Consider the following 15,875-nt stretch of genomic DNA (forward strand, 5'->3'; position numbering starts at 1 on the left):
GGACGTTCCCACTGTAGTCGAGGCCTCCGTCAGCCTCCCGCGCCGATCGTTGTTTCACGTGAAACAGAGCTCTCGCGCTCCGCGCGTTTCACGTGAAACGTTCGCCGACGTTTCAGGCCGCCCGATGTTCCACGTGAAACATCGCCGCCTGGTGTCAGCGCACGGTGGCGCGGATGACCCGCGTCGGCTCCGCGACGACACCGTCGCCGACGGGTTCGACCCGGACATCCGACAGCCGGAACTTCCGGATCGCCTTCTCCGCGGCGGAGATCTCGTTCGCTGCGTTGACGCCCTTGAGCAGGATCAGCTCGCCGCCGCCCCGCACCAACGGCGCGGTGATCGGGATGAGGGTGCGGAACGCGCTCACGGCGCGGGCGGTCACCGCATCCAACACCCGACCCTCGGTCCAGTCCTCGCCGCGTGCGCGGACGATCTCGACGTTGTCGAGCCCGAGCTCGTCCGTCTGCTCCGTCAGCCACGCGATACGGCGCTCCATCGGCTCGATGAGCACCCAACGGACGTCGGGACGTGCGATGGCGAGCACGAGTCCCGGCAGGCCAGCGCCGGAACCGATGTCACCGACGCGGGACCCGGCCGTGAACAGCGGCGCGGCGACAGCACTGTTGAGGATGTGCCGGGTCCAGATGCGGGGGAGTTCGAGCGGTCCGATGAGACCGCGCTCCTCGCCCTGGGCGATCAGCGCGTCGGTGAAGCGACGAGCGAGATCGACCCGATCGCCGAAGACGGATGCCGCGGCATCCGGTTCGTGCTCGGGTGTTTCACGTGAAACGTCAACCACGGCGCAGAACGGTGTGGCGATCGGCACCCTCGCCGTAGGACTCCGACACCAGGCCGTGCTCCGCCGCGATGTCGTGCACGAGCTTGCGCTCGTAGCTGGACATCGGCGGCAGGGATGCCTGCGAGGCGCCGTCGTCGAGCCGCTCCAGCGCACGCTCCACGAGCTTCTGCAGCTGCGCGCGCCGTGCGTCGCGAGAACCGCCCACATCCAGGATGAGGCGTGAGAACCGCCCGGTCTTGGTCTGCACCGCGATGCGGGTCAGCTCCTGCAACGCCTGCACCGTCTCGGGGTCGGACAGCAGCGAGAGCGCGTCGGGCTGCTCGTTCTCGACGGACACGTAGGCGCGGCCGGCGCGCACGTCGAGCGTCAGGTCGCCGTCGATGTCCGCGATGTCGAGGATGCCCTCGACGAAGTCGGCGGCGATGTCGCCTTCCTGCTCGAGCTCGTCGACGGTGGGCACAGCGCGAGCGCCGGGGGTCTGGTCAGTGGTCGTCATGATCGATCCTTCGGTCCTCGTCAGGACGTGCCGTCCTGCTTGCCTTTCTGAGCCTGCTTCTTCGCGCGCTGCTTACTGACCGGCTGCTGGCGCTTGGGAGCTTGCGCCTTCGCGCGCTCGGCCTCCTCGAACAGGCGCTGCTGCTCGGCCTCGTACTTGGCGAGGGGGATGACCTTGCCGCTCGCGTCGAGCGCCTTACCCTTCTTCGCCAGCCGCTCCTCGCGCGCCTTGGCCGCCTCCGAGCCCGGGGTCGGGAGGTTCCGGATGACGACGAACTGCTGGACCATGGTCCAGATGTTCGAGGTGAACCAGTACATGACGACGCCGAGCGGGAAGAACACACCCGAGAAAATGAAGGCCAGCGGCAGGACGTACAGCATGATCCGCTGCATCTGGTAGGCCTGGCCGGTCTTGGCCTCGGGGGAGAGGTTCTTGGAGATGATCTGCAGCTGCGTGAAGAACTGCGACAGGATCATCAGGATCACGAGGATCACGAGGATCACGACGGTCGCCGTCTGATTCGTGTTGATCGCGTCGATCATGTTGACGTGCAGCGGTGCGACACCGAACAGCTCGGCGTTGTAGAACTCGCGCGTCAGCGTCGCGTTCAGCAGGCCGGTGCCACCCACACCCCACTCCGCGTGACGCTTCACTTCGCTGAGCGTGTAGAACATGCCGAGGAGGATCGGCATCTGCACCAGCAGAGGCAGACAGCTCGACAGCGGCGTCGTACCGTGCTTCGTGTACATCGCCATGGTCTCGCGACTCATGGCCTCGCGCGACAGCTGGTCGCGCTTGCCCTTGTACCGCTCCTGGATCTTGCGCATCTCGGGCGCGAGCTCCATCATCTTGCGCTGGCTCTTGATCTGCCGCACGAACAGCGGGATGAGTGCGGCACGCACGACGATCACGAGCCCGATGATTGACAAAACCCAGGTCAGGCCGGCATCCGGTGCCAGTCCGATCGACGTGAAGATCCAGTGCCAGAAGACGAGGATCGCCTCGACGACGAACTTGAACGGCCACAGGATGATGCTGAAGAAGTCAGGATCACCGGGTTCGGGTGTCGTCGGGTTCGGGAGCGGCGGGAGGGTCGCCGAGGCGAAGAGATCCATCACGGATCAATCCTTTCTGAGGGGCACGACGAAGCCGTGCGAAGTCAGGTCGTGCCGGAAGTGCGTGTGAGCGGGGACGTCGTCGATGCCGCCCGCGGCCCACGGGTGGCATCTCGCGAGACGGGCCGCCGCGAGCGCCGAGCCCTTGAGGACCCCGTGCTGCTGCACGGCGCCCAGCGCATAGGCCGAACACGAGGGATAGTACTTGCACACGTCGCCGTACAGCTGGGAGACGGTCGCCCGATAGCCGTGCAGCAGGGCGATCACCGCGTTGCGGGGGAGCAGCGTGATCGTCGCCGGCAGGGTCGCGGCATCCATCACCGCCGTCCCGCGGGTGTACGAGGGAAGAGGCGCCGAGCTCATACGGCCGCCTTCCGTTCGAGGCAGCGGATGACCTCGGCGCGCAGGGTCGCGAAGTCGACGGATGCCGCAGCCGGCAACGCGCGGATGACCACATCGGCCCCCGGCCGGACTTCCGGCAGAGCCTCTGCGCAGATCGCCTTGAGCCGGCGACGCACCGTATTGCGCACGACAGCGCCCCCCACCTGCTTGCTCACGATGAAGCCGAAGCGTGGGGGGCGCTGTTCAGACGTGCTGACCACGTGGGCCACGGTGTGTGCCGCCGGACAGCGGGAACCTCCGCGGACGACGGAACGGTAGTCCGCCCCGCGGGTGATGCGGTTCCCGCGCGCCAGCACCGCGTGGTGTCAGGCCGAGAGCTCGGTGCGCCCCTTGGAGCGGCGAGCCGAGAGGATGGCGCGGCCGGCGCGGGTGCGCATACGGGCGCGGAAGCCGTGCTTCTTGGCGCGGCGGCGGTTGTTGGGCTGGAACGTGCGCTTGCTCATGAAGATCACTCCGGATGGGCGGGGTCACCCGAACGCTCGAGACCGGGGACACAGGTACATGGGGGACTCGCGCCGAGAGGCACAAGTCAACCGACCTAGGATACGTCGAGATTCCTGAGATCCCAAACCGGGACGCCGACCGGCCATTATCCACCGACGCCCGAACGCTGCTGGCGACGACACGCGGGCCGGTTCTACAGTGGGTTTTGCCTTGCGGAGCGCCGATGACTAGCGTGATCCGGATACTTATCCACAGGTTGTGCACAGTACCGTGCACACCATTGTCCACACCCCGGGAGGGTCATGTCCGAGCACGAACTTCCAGATGTCCCCGTCTGGAGCGCCGTGCTCGACGTGCTGGCGAACGACGACCGCGTCACGCCGCAGCTGCACGGCTTCGTGAACCTCGCCGTCGCCCAGGGGGTGATGAGCGGAACGCTCTACCTCGACGTCCCCAACGACCTCACCGCCGGCCAGTTCAACAAGCGCCTGCGCGGACCCATCATGGAGGCCCTCGCGCAGGTCGACGCCGAACCGTCGGCGAGCACGTTCCGCGTCGTCGTGAACCCCGAGCTCGGTGACGCCCACCTCACCGCGCCGGTCCCGGTCCAGTCGGCCCTCGCGCCGACCCCGTCGGCACCGACCCGGCCGAACGCCGAGGACTACAGCGAGCAGACGGCGCCGGCATCCCGCAACGACACCCGCCTCAACCCGAAGTACACGTTCGACAACTTCGTCATCGGCCAGTCCAACCGTTTCGCGCACGCGGCGGCGGTCGCCGTCGCCGAGGCGCCGGCCAAGGCGTACAACCCGCTGTTCATCTACGGCGACTCGGGGCTGGGGAAGACCCACCTCCTGCACGCGATCGGCGATTACGCGATCAACCTCTACACCGGCATCAAGGTCCGGTACGTCTCGAGTGAGGAGTTCACGAACGACTTCATCAACTCGATCGTGAACAACCGCGCATCCGCGTTCCAGGCCCGGTACCGCGACGTCGACATCCTCCTCATCGACGACATCCAGTTCCTGCAGGGTCGCGCCGAGACGCAGGAGGCGTTCTTCCACACCTTCAATCAGCTGCACGACCACGACAAGCAGGTCGTGATCACGAGCGATGTGCCGCCCCGTCACCTCACCGGGTTCGAGGACCGGATGCGGAGCCGCTTCGAGTGGGGTCTCATCACGGACGTGCAGGCGCCCGACCTCGAGACGCGTATCGCGATCCTGCGCAAGAAGGCGCAGTCCGAGCGCCTGCAGGTGCCCGACGACGTGCTGGAGTACATCGCCACGAAGGTGTCGAGCAACATCCGCGAACTCGAGGGCGCCCTCATCCGGGTGTCCGCGTTCGCGAGCCTGAACCGCTCGAACCTCGACATCTCGCTCGCGCAGACGGTGCTCCGCGACATCGTCGACCAGGACGACGCGAACATCATCTCGCCGACCGACATCATCTCGGCCACGGCCCAGTACTTCCGCCTCACGGTCGACGACCTGTACGGCTCGAGCCGCTCGCAGTCGGTCGCCACGGCTCGGCAGATCGCCATGTATCTGTGCCGCGAGCGCACGAGCCTGTCGCTGCCGAAAATCGGTCAGCTGTTCGGCAACCGCGACCACACCACGGTGATGTACGCGTACAAGAAGATCAGCGAGCTCATGAAGGAGCGCCGCTCGATCTACAACCAGGTGTCCGAGATCACCTCGCAGCTCGGCCGTTCCTCGCGCTGACGGCCCCACACGCCCGGGTGTGCGGCCGTACTTGACATGTGCGCGGCCGGACCACCAAAATGCCGTTTCCCACAGTGTGGAAAGCCTGTGGATAACTGTGCGTCACAGGCCGTCGGATGTGAACGAACGGCGACAGCCTGTGGATGAACGGATGACACGCATCGATTCCTCGTCGCCGGACTCACGCGTCTTTCCGCAGCCCGTGCACAAGTTACACGGATGTGGTTCCGGCTCGGTGACAGGGATCCACCGACTTATCCACAGTTTCCACAGCTGTTAACAAGAAGACAGAGAACTATCTAATGGAAGCCCGATCCGATCACACCCACGGGGTGCGGGCCGGTCGCAGCGAGCTCGGTAGAGCGGCTTCCGGAGCGTCCTGTCGTGGGCACTAGCATGAGAGGGCCCATCTCGCCGTCAAGGGAGCATCAGTGAAGTTCCACGTCAACCGCGATGTATTCAGCGAAGCCGTGTCGTTCGTCGTGAAACTGCTCCCGCAGCGGAACCCGCAGCCGATCCTCGCGGGTGTGCTCATCGAAGCCGGCGACGACGGTCTGTCGCTCGCCGCGTTCGACTACGAGGCATCCGCCCGCACCCGCATCGAGGCGACGGTCGACGAGCCGGGTACGATCCTCGTCCACGGCCGACTGCTGTCCGAGATCGCGAGCCGTCTGCCGAACGCACCGATCCAGATCACGCAGGATGCCGACGGTGAGATCCTCCTGACGTGCGGTTCCGCGCGGTTCACCCTCGCGGCGATGCCCGTCGCCGAGTACCCCGCGATCCCCGAGGTCTCGGGCGACTCGGGCCTCGTCCCGGGCGACGACTTCTCAACCGCGATCGCGCAGGTCGCGTTCGCAGCCTCCCGCGATGACGTCACCCCGGTCCTGACGGGTGTGCAGCTCGAGGTGACCGGCAACGAGCTCAGCCTCGTCGCCACCGACCGCTACCGCGTCGCGCTGCGCGAGATCAACTTCGACAGCGGCGCCGTCGCCCGCGAGGAGGCGACGACCGCGCTCGTCCCCGCGCGCACGCTGACCGAGGTCGGGAAGACCTTCGCGCACTCCGGCGACATCCAGGTGTCGTTCTCCGGCTCGGGCGACCGCGAGATCATCGCGTTCACGGCGGGCAACAAGACCGTGACCTCCCTGCTCATCAAGGGCAACTTCCCCCCGGTCCGGCGGCTTTTCCCCGCGCAGACCGAGCACTATGCGGTCGTCAACACGGCGGAGCTCGCCGAGGCCGTCCGCCGCGTCTCGCTCGTGCTCGACCGGTCGGCGCCGCTGCGATTCACGTTCTCGGACGAGGGTGTGTCGATGGATGCCGCGGGCACCGAGCAGGCCCGCGCCACCGAGTCGGTCGACGCGACGCTCGCCGGCGACGAGGTGACCCTCGGACTCAACCCGCAGTACCTGCTCGAGGCGCTCGGCGCCGTGAAGAGCGAGTTCACGCGCATCACGTTCACCTCGAGCGAGAACGCCAACAAGCTGAGCCCGGTCCTCATCACGCCGCAGACCTCGGGCACGCCCGAGAGCTTCAAGTACCTGCTGCAGCCGAACCTCCTGCTGCGCTGACCCCCGGCGTCCGTCCACATCGAGGCGTGTCGGAGCCTCGAGGGAGGGTGATCTGGTGATCGTGGAGCACCTGAGTCTCGTCGACTTCCGCAACTACGCGGCGGCCGACGTGAGTCTGGCCGCCGGTCCGAACGTGTTCGTCGGCCGCAACGGCCAGGGCAAGACCAATCTCGCCGAGGCGATCGGCTACTTCGCGACGCTGGGTTCGCACCGGGTGTCGCAGGATGCGCCGATGGTCCGGTACGGGGCGGATGCCGCCTTCGTCCGCGCCCGGCTCGGGTACGGCGACCGCCGCATCCAACTCGAGGCGCAGCTGAACCGGTCCGGCTCCAACAAGGCGCGCGTCAACGGTTCGCCGGTGCGCACCTCGGAGCTCCCGCGGTACGCGCAAGTTGTGCTCTTCGCCCCCGAGGACCTGCAGATCGTGCGCGGCGACCCGTCCGCGCGACGCCGGTTCGCCGATCAGCTCCTCGTGCAGCGCGCACCCCGCATGTCGGGCGTGCTCGGCGACTACGACCGCGTGCTCAAGCAGCGCACGGCTCTGCTGAAGTCGGCGCGGGCTCGGGGACTGAAGGCCGAGCAGCTCACGACGCTCGACGTCTGGGACGACAAACTCATCTCGCTCGGCACCGAGATCATCCTGGCCCGCCTGCGCCTGGCCGAGGATCTCGCGCAGCCGATGCGTGACGCGTACGAGGCCATCGCCGGCGCCGACCACGACCCGCAGCTCGAATGGGTGCTCACGGTCGAGGGGTCCGACCCGGAGGACGACGCCGCACCCGTCGCGAAGACGGGTTCCGCCGTCGGGTCCGACGCGGTCGCGGCATCCTTCCGCGCCGGACTGGCGGCGAAGCGGTCCCAGGAACTCGAGCGCGGGGTGACCCTCGTCGGACCGCACCGCGACGACCTCCTCCTGCGCCTGCGCGGACTTCCCGTGAAGGGGTACGCCTCGCACGGCGAGTCCTGGTCGACGGCGCTGTCGCTGCGGTTGTCGTCGGCGCAGCTGCTGCGCGACCAGTTGCGCCTCGGCGACCCGATCGTCATCCTCGACGACGTCTTCGCCGAGCTCGACGCCGACCGTCGCGCCCGTCTGGCGGGCGTCGTCGCCGATTTCGAGCAGGTCATCGTCACGGCGGCGGTCGAGGGCGACGTCCCGGCGTCGCTCCGGGTCCGGACCGTCCGCGTCGAGGCGGGCACGATCGTGACGGATGCCGATGTCTGACACCACCGGCATCCCCGAAACGGTCGCGACCTACCTCCGGCTGCGCGGACTCGAGCCGTCGGCCGCGAAGAAGCGCCGCCGCAAGCGGCGGAACGACGACGACGAGAACCAGCCGTTCACCCCGGGTCGCGATCCCAAGGGTGTCGGCGACCTGCTGGCCGACCTCACCCGGCAGTCGGGGTGGGACGCGCAGCTCGCGAAGGAGGACCTCGTGCTGCAGTGGGCCGAGGTCGCCGGCGAGGAGACGGCGCGCCACGCGGATCCCGTGGCTCTCAGCGACGGCGTGCTCACCGTCCAGTGCGATTCGACGGCATGGGCGAAGAACCTCCACCTGATGCGCGCGACGATCGTCACCGAGCTGATCCGGCGGTTCCCGGAGGCCGGCGTCGAGTCCGTGCGTTTCGTGGGGCCGGACGTCCCCTCCTGGAAATGGGGCCCCAGAGCCGTTCCAGGGCGGGGTCCACGCGATACCTACGGCTGACCGACGTCCCGGAGGCTTCGGAAAGGTTTCGTGCCGCCACAGCGGCGTTCAGCCGCGTAGCGAGGGCGTGAGGCACTAGACTGGGATCAAGCCCAGACGATGGATGTGGAGCGCGCGAAACCGATGACGTCAGATACCCCCGACAACACTCCCGAGGATCTCGACCCGCCCGCCGCACCCCGGATCCCCGCGGAGTACGGGGCGGACGAGATCCAGGTCCTCGAGGGCCTCGAGGCCGTCCGCAAGCGCCCCGGCATGTACATCGGTTCGACCGGTGAGCGCGGTCTGCACCACCTGGTCTACGAGATCGTCGACAACTCCGTCGACGAGGCCCTCGCCGGCTACTGCGACACGATCCACGTCACGATCCTGGCCGACGGCGGCCTGCGCGTCGTCGACAACGGCCGCGGCATCCCGGTCGACCCGCACTCCTCCGACCCCAGCAAGTCGACGGTCGAGGTCGTCCTGACCGTCCTCCACGCGGGCGGCAAGTTCGGCGGCGGCGGGTACGCGGTCTCGGGCGGTCTGCACGGTGTCGGATCGTCCGTCGTGAACGCGCTGTCGACGCGGTTCGAGGTCGAGATCGCTCGTCAGGGACACATCTGGCGTCAGACGTTTTCGGGCGGCGGCAAGCCCGAGGGCCCGCTCGCCAAGGGCGAGGAGAGCGACAAGACCGGCACGACCATCACGTTCTGGCCCGACGCGGCGATCTTCGAGACCACCGACTTCGACTACAACACCCTCCGCACGCGCTTCCAGCAGACGGCGTTCCTCAACAAGGGTCTCCGCATCACCCTCACCGACGAGCGCCCCGAGGCCCTCGACGTCGTGGATCTGCCCGAGGGCGGTTCCGAGACCACGCAGCGCCACGACGACTTCCTGTACGAGCGAGGCCTGGTCGACTACGTCGAGTACCTCAACAAGGTCCGCAAGGCCGAGGTCATCAACGAGGAGATCATCGAGATCGAGTCGGAGGACACGGTCCGTCACATCTCGCTCGAGCTCGCGATGCAGTGGACCTCGGGCTACACCGAGAACGTCTTCACCTTCGCGAACACGATCAACACGCACGAGGGCGGCACGCACGAAGAGGGTTTCCGTGCGGCGATGACGATGTACATCAACCGCTACGCCAAGGAGAAGGGCCTCCTCAAGGACAAGGACGAGAACCTCGCCGGCGAGGACATCCGTGAGGGCCTGACCGCCGTCATCTCGGTGAAGCTCTCCGAACCGCAGTTCGAGGGCCAGACGAAGACCAAGCTCGGCAACACCGAGGCGAAGGCCTTCGTGCAGAAGGTCGTCGGCGACCAGCTCATGGACTGGCTCGACCGCAACCCGCAGCAGGCGAAGCTCATCATCACGAAGGCCATCGAAGCGGCGACCGCGCGCATGGCCGCGCGCAAGGCGCGCGAGACGGCGCGTCGCAAGAGCGTCTTCGAGTCGGCATCCATGCCCGAGAAGCTCAAGGACTGCACGAGCAAGGACCCGTCGATCAGCGAGATCTTCCTCGTCGAGGGCGACTCGGCCGGCGGCTCGGCCGTGTCCGGCCGCGATCCCGAGCGTCAGGCGATCCTGTCGCTGCGCGGCAAGATCCTCAACGTCGAGAAGGCGCGGCTCGACCGTGCCCTGGGCAACGCCGAGATCCAGGCGATGATCCAGGCGTTCGGCGCCGGCATCGGCCCGGACTTCGACATCGAGAAGGCCCGGTACCACAAGGTCGTCCTGATGGCCGATGCCGACGTGGACGGTCAGCACATCACGACCCTCCTGCTGACCCTGCTGTTCCGCTACATGCGTGGGCTCGTCGAGGCGGGCTACGTCTACCTCGCGCAGCCCCCGCTGTACCGACTCAAGTGGTCGAACGCGCCGCACGAGTACGTCTACAGCGACGCCGAGCGCGACGCGCTGCTGCGCGAAGGGGCCGCGGCGGGGCGCCGCATCCCGAAGGACAACGGCGTGCAGCGCTACAAGGGTCTCGGCGAGATGAACGCCAAGGAGCTGTGGGAGACGACGATGGACCCCGAGACGCGCACGCTGCGTCAGGTGACCATCGACGACGCGGCCGCGGCCGATGAGATCTTCTCCGTGCTGATGGGCGAGGACGTCGAGGCGCGGCGCGGGTTCATCCAGCGCAACGCCAAGGACGTGCGGTTCCTGGACATCTGAGTCCACCGCATCCGCCCCGGCACTCCGACGACGAACGAAGACTGAGAGAACATGGCTGACGAAGAGCGTCCCGACCCGAACGCCGGCTACCAGCACGGCAACATCGACCAGGTCGACCTCCAGGTCGAGATGCAGCGGAGCTACCTCGACTACGCGATGAGCGTCATCGTGGGTCGCGCGCTGCCGCGCGTCGAAGACGGCCTCAAGCCCGTGCACCGCCGCGTCATCTACGGCATGTACGACGGCGGCTACCGTCCCGACAAGAGCTACTCGAAGTGCGCCCGCGTCGTCGGCGAGGTCATGGGTCAGTACCACCCGCACGGTGACAGCGCGATCTACGACGCACTCGTCCGTCTCGTCCAGCCGTGGTCGCTGCGCTACCCGCTGGCCGACGGTCAGGGCAACTTCGGCTCCCCCGGCAACATGGGCGCCGCGGCCCCCCGGTACACCGAGACCAAGATGGCCCAGCTCGCGCTCGAGATGGTGCGCGACATCGACGAGGACACCGTCGACTTCGAGGACAACTACGACGGCCGCACCCGCGAGCCCGTCGTCCTGCCCTCGCGCTTCCCGAACCTCCTGGTCAACGGCTCGGTCGGTATCGCCGTCGGCATGGCCACGAACATCCCGCCGCACAACCTCCGCGAGGTGGCCGACGGCGTCATGTGGGCCCTGCAGAACCCGGATGCCTCCCGCGAGGAGCTCCTCGATGCGCTGATCGAGCGCATCCCGGGGCCGGATTTCCCCACCGGCGCGCAGATCCTCGGCACGAAGGGCATCCGCGAGGCGTACCGCACGGGTCGCGGCTCGATCACGATGCGCGCCGTCGTGAACGTCGAGGAGATCCAGAACCGCACCTGCCTGGTCATCACGGAACTCCCGTACCAGGTCAACCCCGACAACGTCGCTGCCAAGATCACCTCGCTCGTGCGCGAGGGCAAGCTCAGCGGCATCGCCGACATCCGCGACGAAACGAGCGACCGCACCGGTCAGCGACTCGTCGTCGTCCTGAAGCGCGACGCCGTCGCGAAGGTCGTCCTCAACAACCTGTACAAGCACACGCAGCTGCAGGAGAACTTCGGCGCGAACATGCTCGCCATCGTCGACGGTGTGCCGCGCACGCTGCCGATCGACGGGTTCATCAGCTACTGGCTCGCGCACCAGTTCGAGGTCATCGTCCGCCGCACCCGGTACCGGCTGCGCGAGGCCGAGAAGCGCATGCACATCCTGCGCGGCTACCTCAAGGCGCTCGACGCGCTCGACGAGGTCATCGCCCTCATCCGCCGCTCCCCCACGGTCGACGAGGCGCGCGAAGGGCTGAAGTCGCTCCTCGACGTCGACGACGCGCAGGCCGACGCGATCCTGACGATGCAGCTGCGCCGCCTGGCCGCCCTCGAGCGCCAGAAGATCGTCGACGAGGCCACCGAGCTCGAGCTCAAGATCGCGGACCTGAACGACATCCTCGTCTCGCGCGACCGCCAGAGCGGGATCATCGCCGAGGAGCTCAGTGAGATCGTCGCGAAGTTCGGCGACGAGCGTCGCACGCACATCCTGCACGGCTACGACGGCGACATGTCGATGGAGGACCTGATCCCCGAAGAGGAGATCGTCGTCACCGTCACGCGCAACGGCTACGTCAAGCGCACACGCAGCGACAACTACCGCTCGCAGCACCGCGGCGGCAAGGGTGTGAAGGGTGCGCAGCTGCGCGCCGACGACGTGGTCGAGCACTTCTTCGTCTCGACGACGCACCACTGGCTCCTGTTCTTCACGACCAAGGGGCGCGTCTACCGCGCGAAGGGCTACGAGCTCCCCGAGGGCGGACGGGATGCGAAGGGGCAGCACGTCGCGAACCTGCTCGCCCTGCAGCCCGGCGAGGACGTCGCGCAGATCCTCGACATCCGCGACTACGCCGCGGCCGAGTACCTCGTCCTCGCGACGCGCGACGGCAAGATCAAGAAGACGGCGCTCACCGAGTACGACACGAACCGGCAGGGCGGCATCATCGCGATCCGCCTGCGCGGTCAGGACGAGGAGGACGGCGACGAGCTCGTCAGCGCGATGCTCGTCGACTCGACCGACGACCTCCTGCTCGTCTCGCGCCTGGGCATGTCGCTGCGTTTCACGGCGAACGACGAATCGCTGCGTCCGATGGGCCGCTCGACCGAGGGCGTGAAGGGCATGTCCTTCCGCGACGGCGACAGCCTGCTCTCGGCATCCGTCGTGCGTGACGAGGGATTCGTCTTCGTCGTCACCCAGGGCGGGTACGCCAAGCGCACCTCGGTGGACCAGTACCGCGTGCAGGGCCGCGGTGGTCTCGGCATCAAGGTCGCCAAGCTGCACGACGACCGCGGCGAGCTCGCGGGCGGTCTGATCGTCAGCGCGGACGACGAGGTCCTCGTGGTTCTTGCCAGCGGCAAGGTGGTACGCTCGGCCGTTGCTGAGGTGCCTGCGAAGGGTCGCGACACGATGGGTGTCGTCTTCGCTCGCCCCGATGACGACGACCGGATCCTCGCGATCGCCCGCAACGGCGAGCGGGGTCTGGCTGAGAGTGCGGGGGCCGAGGAGGCCGCCGCAGCTCCCGAGACCACCGAAGAGAGTGACGCATGAGCTCCGTAGCCGACAAGCTGGCCAAGAAGTCCTCGAGCCGGACGACCGCGAAGCAGGTCCGCCTCCGTCTCGTCTACGTCGACTTCTGGTCGGCCGTGAAGCTGTCCTTCCTGGCGGCCGTCGCCCTTGCGATCGTCACGGTCGTCTCGACGCTGCTCGTCTACCTCGTGATCAGCTCGACCGGTCTCGTCGGCCAGGTCGACGCCCTGCTGGGTGCGGTCAACGGCGAGAACACCTTCACGCTCGCCTCGATCCTCAACCTGCCCCAGGTGATGGCGTTCGCCGCGGTCGTCGCGATCCTGAACCTCATCGTCGTGACGGTGCTGGGTGCGGTCCTCGCGGGGATCTACAACCTCATGGTCAAGGTCACCGGCGGTCTGCTCGTCGGCTTCACCTCGAACTGAGTCGGATGCCGCGGCATCCGCTCACGCGACGGATGTCCCCAGCAGCAGTCCCAGCGCCCAGGTGACAGCGAGGGCGAGTGCCCCGCCGACGACGAGACGCACGACGGCCCGCCGCTTGCCGGCGCCGCCGAGGGTCGCCGAGATGGTGCCGGTCAGACCCAGCGCGATGAGGACGGCGACGAACGTCGTCGGCACCCGCCATTCCGCCGGTGGCAGCAGGATCGCGAGGAACGGCAGCAGCGCGCCGAGCGTGAAGGCGATCGCCGACGACACCGCAGCCTGCCACGGGCTCGTCAGCTCGTCGGGGTCGATGCCGAGCTCGATGTCGAGGTGCGCGCGCAGGGCGTCGTGCGCGGTGAGCTCCTCGGCGACCTTCCGCGCGGTCTCCGCACTCAGCCCCTTCGCCTCGTAGAGTTCGGCGAGCTCGCCGAGTTCCTCGTCGGGCATCTCGGCGAGCTCCCGCGTCTCCTTCTCGATGAGCGCGCGCTCGGTGTCGCGCTGGCTGCTCACCGAGACGTACTCGCCGAGCGCCATCGAGATCGCCCCACCCACGAGAGCGGCGGACGATGCCGTGAGGATCGGCCCGAGGTCGCTCGTCGCGCCGGCGACGCCGACCGCGACGGCGGCGACGCTGACGATGCCGTCGTTCGCGCCGAGGACACCGGCGCGGAGCCAGTTCAAGCGCTGGCCGAGGCCGGCGCCCTGCGGTTCGCGGTGGCCGGGCTCACGGGGGATGGTCGTGCTCATGAGGCCAGTGAATCAGAACGAACGGATGCTGCGGGCCGCCGCCGCCGCGGATTCGTCAAACGGCGCCCTCTTCGGGTAAAGTCTTGGAGGTTGCAGGCGTGAGCCGGCAACGACGGGGCTATAGCTCAGGCGGTTAGAGCGCTTCACTGATAATGAAGAGGTCCCAGGTTCAAGTCCTGGTAGCCCCACCGTCACCGCACCGGGGGCCTTAGCTCAGTTGGTAGAGCGCCTGCTTTGCAAGCAGGATGTCAGGAGTTCGAATCTCCTAGGCTCCACAGTCCAGAAACGCCGGTTCCCCACGGGGTCCGGCGTTTCGCGCATCCCGGTCGCAATATCCCGTCACGCCGCGTCACGGATCGTCGTCTTCTTTGACACCCCTGCGGCCATGGCGGAGATTCGTTCGCACAGTCCTCGGAGCGAGGCGGAACGGAGCGGATGATGACGGAGACGACGGCGGGCCTCGAGCCCACGAAGTTCGCGTACTGGGTGCCCAATGTGTCGGGCGGACTGGTGGTGTCCTCGATCGAGCAGCGGACCTCGTTCGACCTGGACTACAACATCGAACTGGCTCGCACGGCCGAGCGCGTCGGCTTCGAGTACGCCCTCAGTCAGGTGCGGTACCTGTCGAGCTACGGCGCGGCGCAACAGCACGAGTCGACGTCGACGAGCCTCGCCCTGCTCCTGGCGACCGAGACGCTGAAGGTCATCGCGGCCGTGCACCCGGGCCTGTGGGAGCCGGCGGTCCTCGCGAAGTTCCTGCTCACGGCCGACAACTTCTCGAAGGGCCGCGCGGCCGTCAACGTCGTGTCGGGCTGGTTCAAGGACGAGTTCACCAAGCTCGGACTCCCCTGGCTCGACCACGATGAGCGCTACCGGCGGTCGGGCGAGTTCCTGCAGGTCCTGCGCAAACTGCTGACCGAGGAGAACGTCCGGTTCGCGGGCGACTTCTACCGGGTGAACGACTTCACGCTGCGGCCCGGACCCTACCCGGCGCCCGGGCGACCGCATCCGGAGATCTTCCAGGGCGGCAACTCGACGGCAGCGCGTTTCAACGGCGGCGCTTACGCGGACTGGTACTTCTCCAACGGCAAGGACTTCGACGGCTTCACCGAGCAGTACGACGAGGTCACCCGCATCGCGGCGGAGCACGGACGCCGCGTACGGTTCGGCCTGAACGGCTTCGCGATCGTGCGCGACACCGAGGCCGAGGCGCGCGAGCAGTTGCGCGAGATCATCGCCAAGGCCGACACCGAGGCCGTCGAGGGCTTCCGCACGTCCGTCCAGCAGGCGGGTCCCGCGACCGCCGACCGCAAGGGGATGTGGGCGGACTCGAGCTTCGAGGACCTCGTTCAGTACAACGACGGGTTCCGCACACAGCTCATCGGCACGCCCGAGCAGGTCGCCCGACGCATCGTCGAGTACCGCCGGCGCGGGGTCGACCTCCTCCTCCTCGGCTTCCTGCACTTCCAGGAGGAGCTCGAGCAGTTCGGCGAGAAGGTCATCCCTCTGGTGCGCGAAATCGAGGCTGAGACAGGGGTCACGCAGCGCCACCACGCCGACGTGTGAGGAATCTTGCGCTGATCTTGAGGTGATGTTGCGCTTCGCTTGCGCCACGCGCGACACCATGAATGGTGTCGCCGTTGGAGACGACCGCCCGAAGCTCGGATCCAATGTGAGCAGCAACTCCG

At 67.6% G+C, this 15,875-nt stretch carries 15 protein-coding genes and 2 tRNA genes; 10 read left to right on the forward strand and 7 right to left on the reverse strand.

Annotated features, from left to right (window positions below):
- Positions 1-154: 154 nt before the first annotated feature.
- Genes rsmG through rpmH form a run of 6 tightly spaced genes read right to left on the reverse strand, consistent with a single transcriptional unit; the run spans position 155 to position 3,255 of the window.
- Positions 155-799, reverse strand: a complete 645-nt coding sequence (gene rsmG / locus AYL44_RS08300) for a 16S rRNA (guanine(527)-N(7))-methyltransferase RsmG (RefSeq protein WP_064002915.1) — start codon at positions 797-799, stop codon at positions 155-157.
- The gene (locus tag AYL44_RS08305) at positions 792-1,295 is read right to left on the reverse strand and encodes a protein jag (protein WP_064002805.1); all 504 of its coding nucleotides are present in this window, start codon (positions 1,293-1,295) and stop codon (positions 792-794) included. Before AYL44_RS08305 ends, rsmG begins: the two co-directional genes overlap by 8 nt.
- A gap of 20 nt (positions 1,296-1,315) precedes the next feature.
- Positions 1,316-2,410: a membrane protein insertase YidC gene (gene yidC / locus AYL44_RS08310; protein ID WP_064002806.1), complete on the reverse strand. Its 1,095-nt coding sequence runs from the start codon at positions 2,408-2,410 to the stop codon at positions 1,316-1,318.
- Between the two features lie 6 nt (positions 2,411-2,416).
- Positions 2,417-2,773 (reverse strand): membrane protein insertion efficiency factor YidD, encoded by a 357-nt coding sequence (gene yidD, locus AYL44_RS08315; protein ID WP_082886155.1) that lies wholly within the window; start codon positions 2,771-2,773, stop codon positions 2,417-2,419.
- A complete protein-coding gene (gene rnpA / locus AYL44_RS08320) occupies positions 2,770-3,108 on the reverse strand; it encodes a ribonuclease P protein component (protein WP_082886156.1) in 339 nt (112 codons plus the stop codon). Before rnpA ends, yidD begins: the two co-directional genes overlap by 4 nt.
- A 9-nt stretch (positions 3,109-3,117) precedes the next feature.
- Positions 3,118-3,255, reverse strand: a complete 138-nt coding sequence (gene rpmH / locus AYL44_RS08325; RefSeq protein WP_064002918.1) for a 50S ribosomal protein L34 — start codon at positions 3,253-3,255, stop codon at positions 3,118-3,120.
- Between the two features lie 426 nt (positions 3,256-3,681).
- Here rpmH and dnaA point away from each other — a divergent pair, with 426 nt between their 5' ends.
- From dnaA to AYL44_RS08360, 7 genes are all read left to right on the forward strand, one after another.
- A complete protein-coding gene (dnaA, locus tag AYL44_RS08330; RefSeq protein WP_419865920.1) occupies positions 3,682-4,983 on the forward strand; it encodes a chromosomal replication initiator protein DnaA in 1,302 nt (433 codons plus the stop codon).
- Positions 4,984-5,414: 431 nt separating this feature from the next.
- Positions 5,415-6,557, forward strand: coding sequence for a DNA polymerase III subunit beta (gene dnaN / locus AYL44_RS08335; RefSeq protein ID WP_064002808.1), 1,143 nt, complete (start codon positions 5,415-5,417; stop codon positions 6,555-6,557).
- Positions 6,558-6,612: 55 nt separating this feature from the next.
- Positions 6,613-7,779, forward strand: coding sequence for a DNA replication/repair protein RecF (gene recF / locus AYL44_RS08340; protein WP_064002809.1), 1,167 nt, complete (start codon positions 6,613-6,615; stop codon positions 7,777-7,779).
- Positions 7,766-8,260: a DUF721 domain-containing protein gene (locus AYL44_RS08345; RefSeq protein ID WP_064002810.1), complete on the forward strand. Its 495-nt coding sequence runs from the start codon at positions 7,766-7,768 to the stop codon at positions 8,258-8,260. Before recF ends, AYL44_RS08345 begins: the two co-directional genes overlap by 14 nt.
- A 123-nt stretch (positions 8,261-8,383) precedes the next feature.
- The gene (gene gyrB / locus AYL44_RS08350; RefSeq protein ID WP_064002919.1) at positions 8,384-10,426 is read left to right on the forward strand and encodes a DNA topoisomerase (ATP-hydrolyzing) subunit B; all 2,043 of its coding nucleotides are present in this window, start codon (positions 8,384-8,386) and stop codon (positions 10,424-10,426) included.
- A 51-nt stretch (positions 10,427-10,477) separates the two neighbouring features.
- A complete protein-coding gene (gyrA, locus tag AYL44_RS08355; RefSeq protein WP_064002811.1) occupies positions 10,478-13,036 on the forward strand; it encodes a DNA gyrase subunit A in 2,559 nt (852 codons plus the stop codon).
- A complete protein-coding gene (locus tag AYL44_RS08360; RefSeq protein ID WP_064002812.1) occupies positions 13,033-13,440 on the forward strand; it encodes a DUF3566 domain-containing protein in 408 nt (135 codons plus the stop codon). The genes gyrA and AYL44_RS08360 overlap by 4 nt, the downstream gene beginning before the upstream one ends.
- 21 nt (positions 13,441-13,461) lie before the next feature.
- On the opposite strand, the gene AYL44_RS08365 is transcribed toward AYL44_RS08360, so the two are convergent.
- Positions 13,462-14,187, reverse strand: a complete 726-nt coding sequence (locus AYL44_RS08365; protein ID WP_064002813.1) for a VIT1/CCC1 transporter family protein — start codon at positions 14,185-14,187, stop codon at positions 13,462-13,464.
- A gap of 114 nt (positions 14,188-14,301) precedes the next feature.
- On the opposite strand from AYL44_RS08365, the gene AYL44_RS08370 reads away from it, so the two are divergent.
- The 3 genes from AYL44_RS08370 to sfnG all read left to right on the forward strand — a co-directional run bounded on the left by AYL44_RS08370 (position 14,302) and on the right by sfnG (position 15,753).
- Positions 14,302-14,375 (forward strand) — tRNA-Ile (locus AYL44_RS08370).
- A 14-nt stretch (positions 14,376-14,389) separates the two neighbouring features.
- Positions 14,390-14,462: transfer RNA gene (locus AYL44_RS08375), tRNA-Ala, on the forward strand.
- 163 nt (positions 14,463-14,625) lie between these two features.
- The gene (sfnG, locus tag AYL44_RS08380; protein WP_197471619.1) at positions 14,626-15,753 is read left to right on the forward strand and encodes a dimethylsulfone monooxygenase SfnG; all 1,128 of its coding nucleotides are present in this window, start codon (positions 14,626-14,628) and stop codon (positions 15,751-15,753) included.
- Positions 15,754-15,875: the final 122 nt, after the last annotated feature.

The organism is Microbacterium oleivorans, assembly GCF_001644225.1.
Classification (GTDB): domain Bacteria; phylum Actinomycetota; class Actinomycetes; order Actinomycetales; family Microbacteriaceae; genus Microbacterium; species Microbacterium gawkjiense.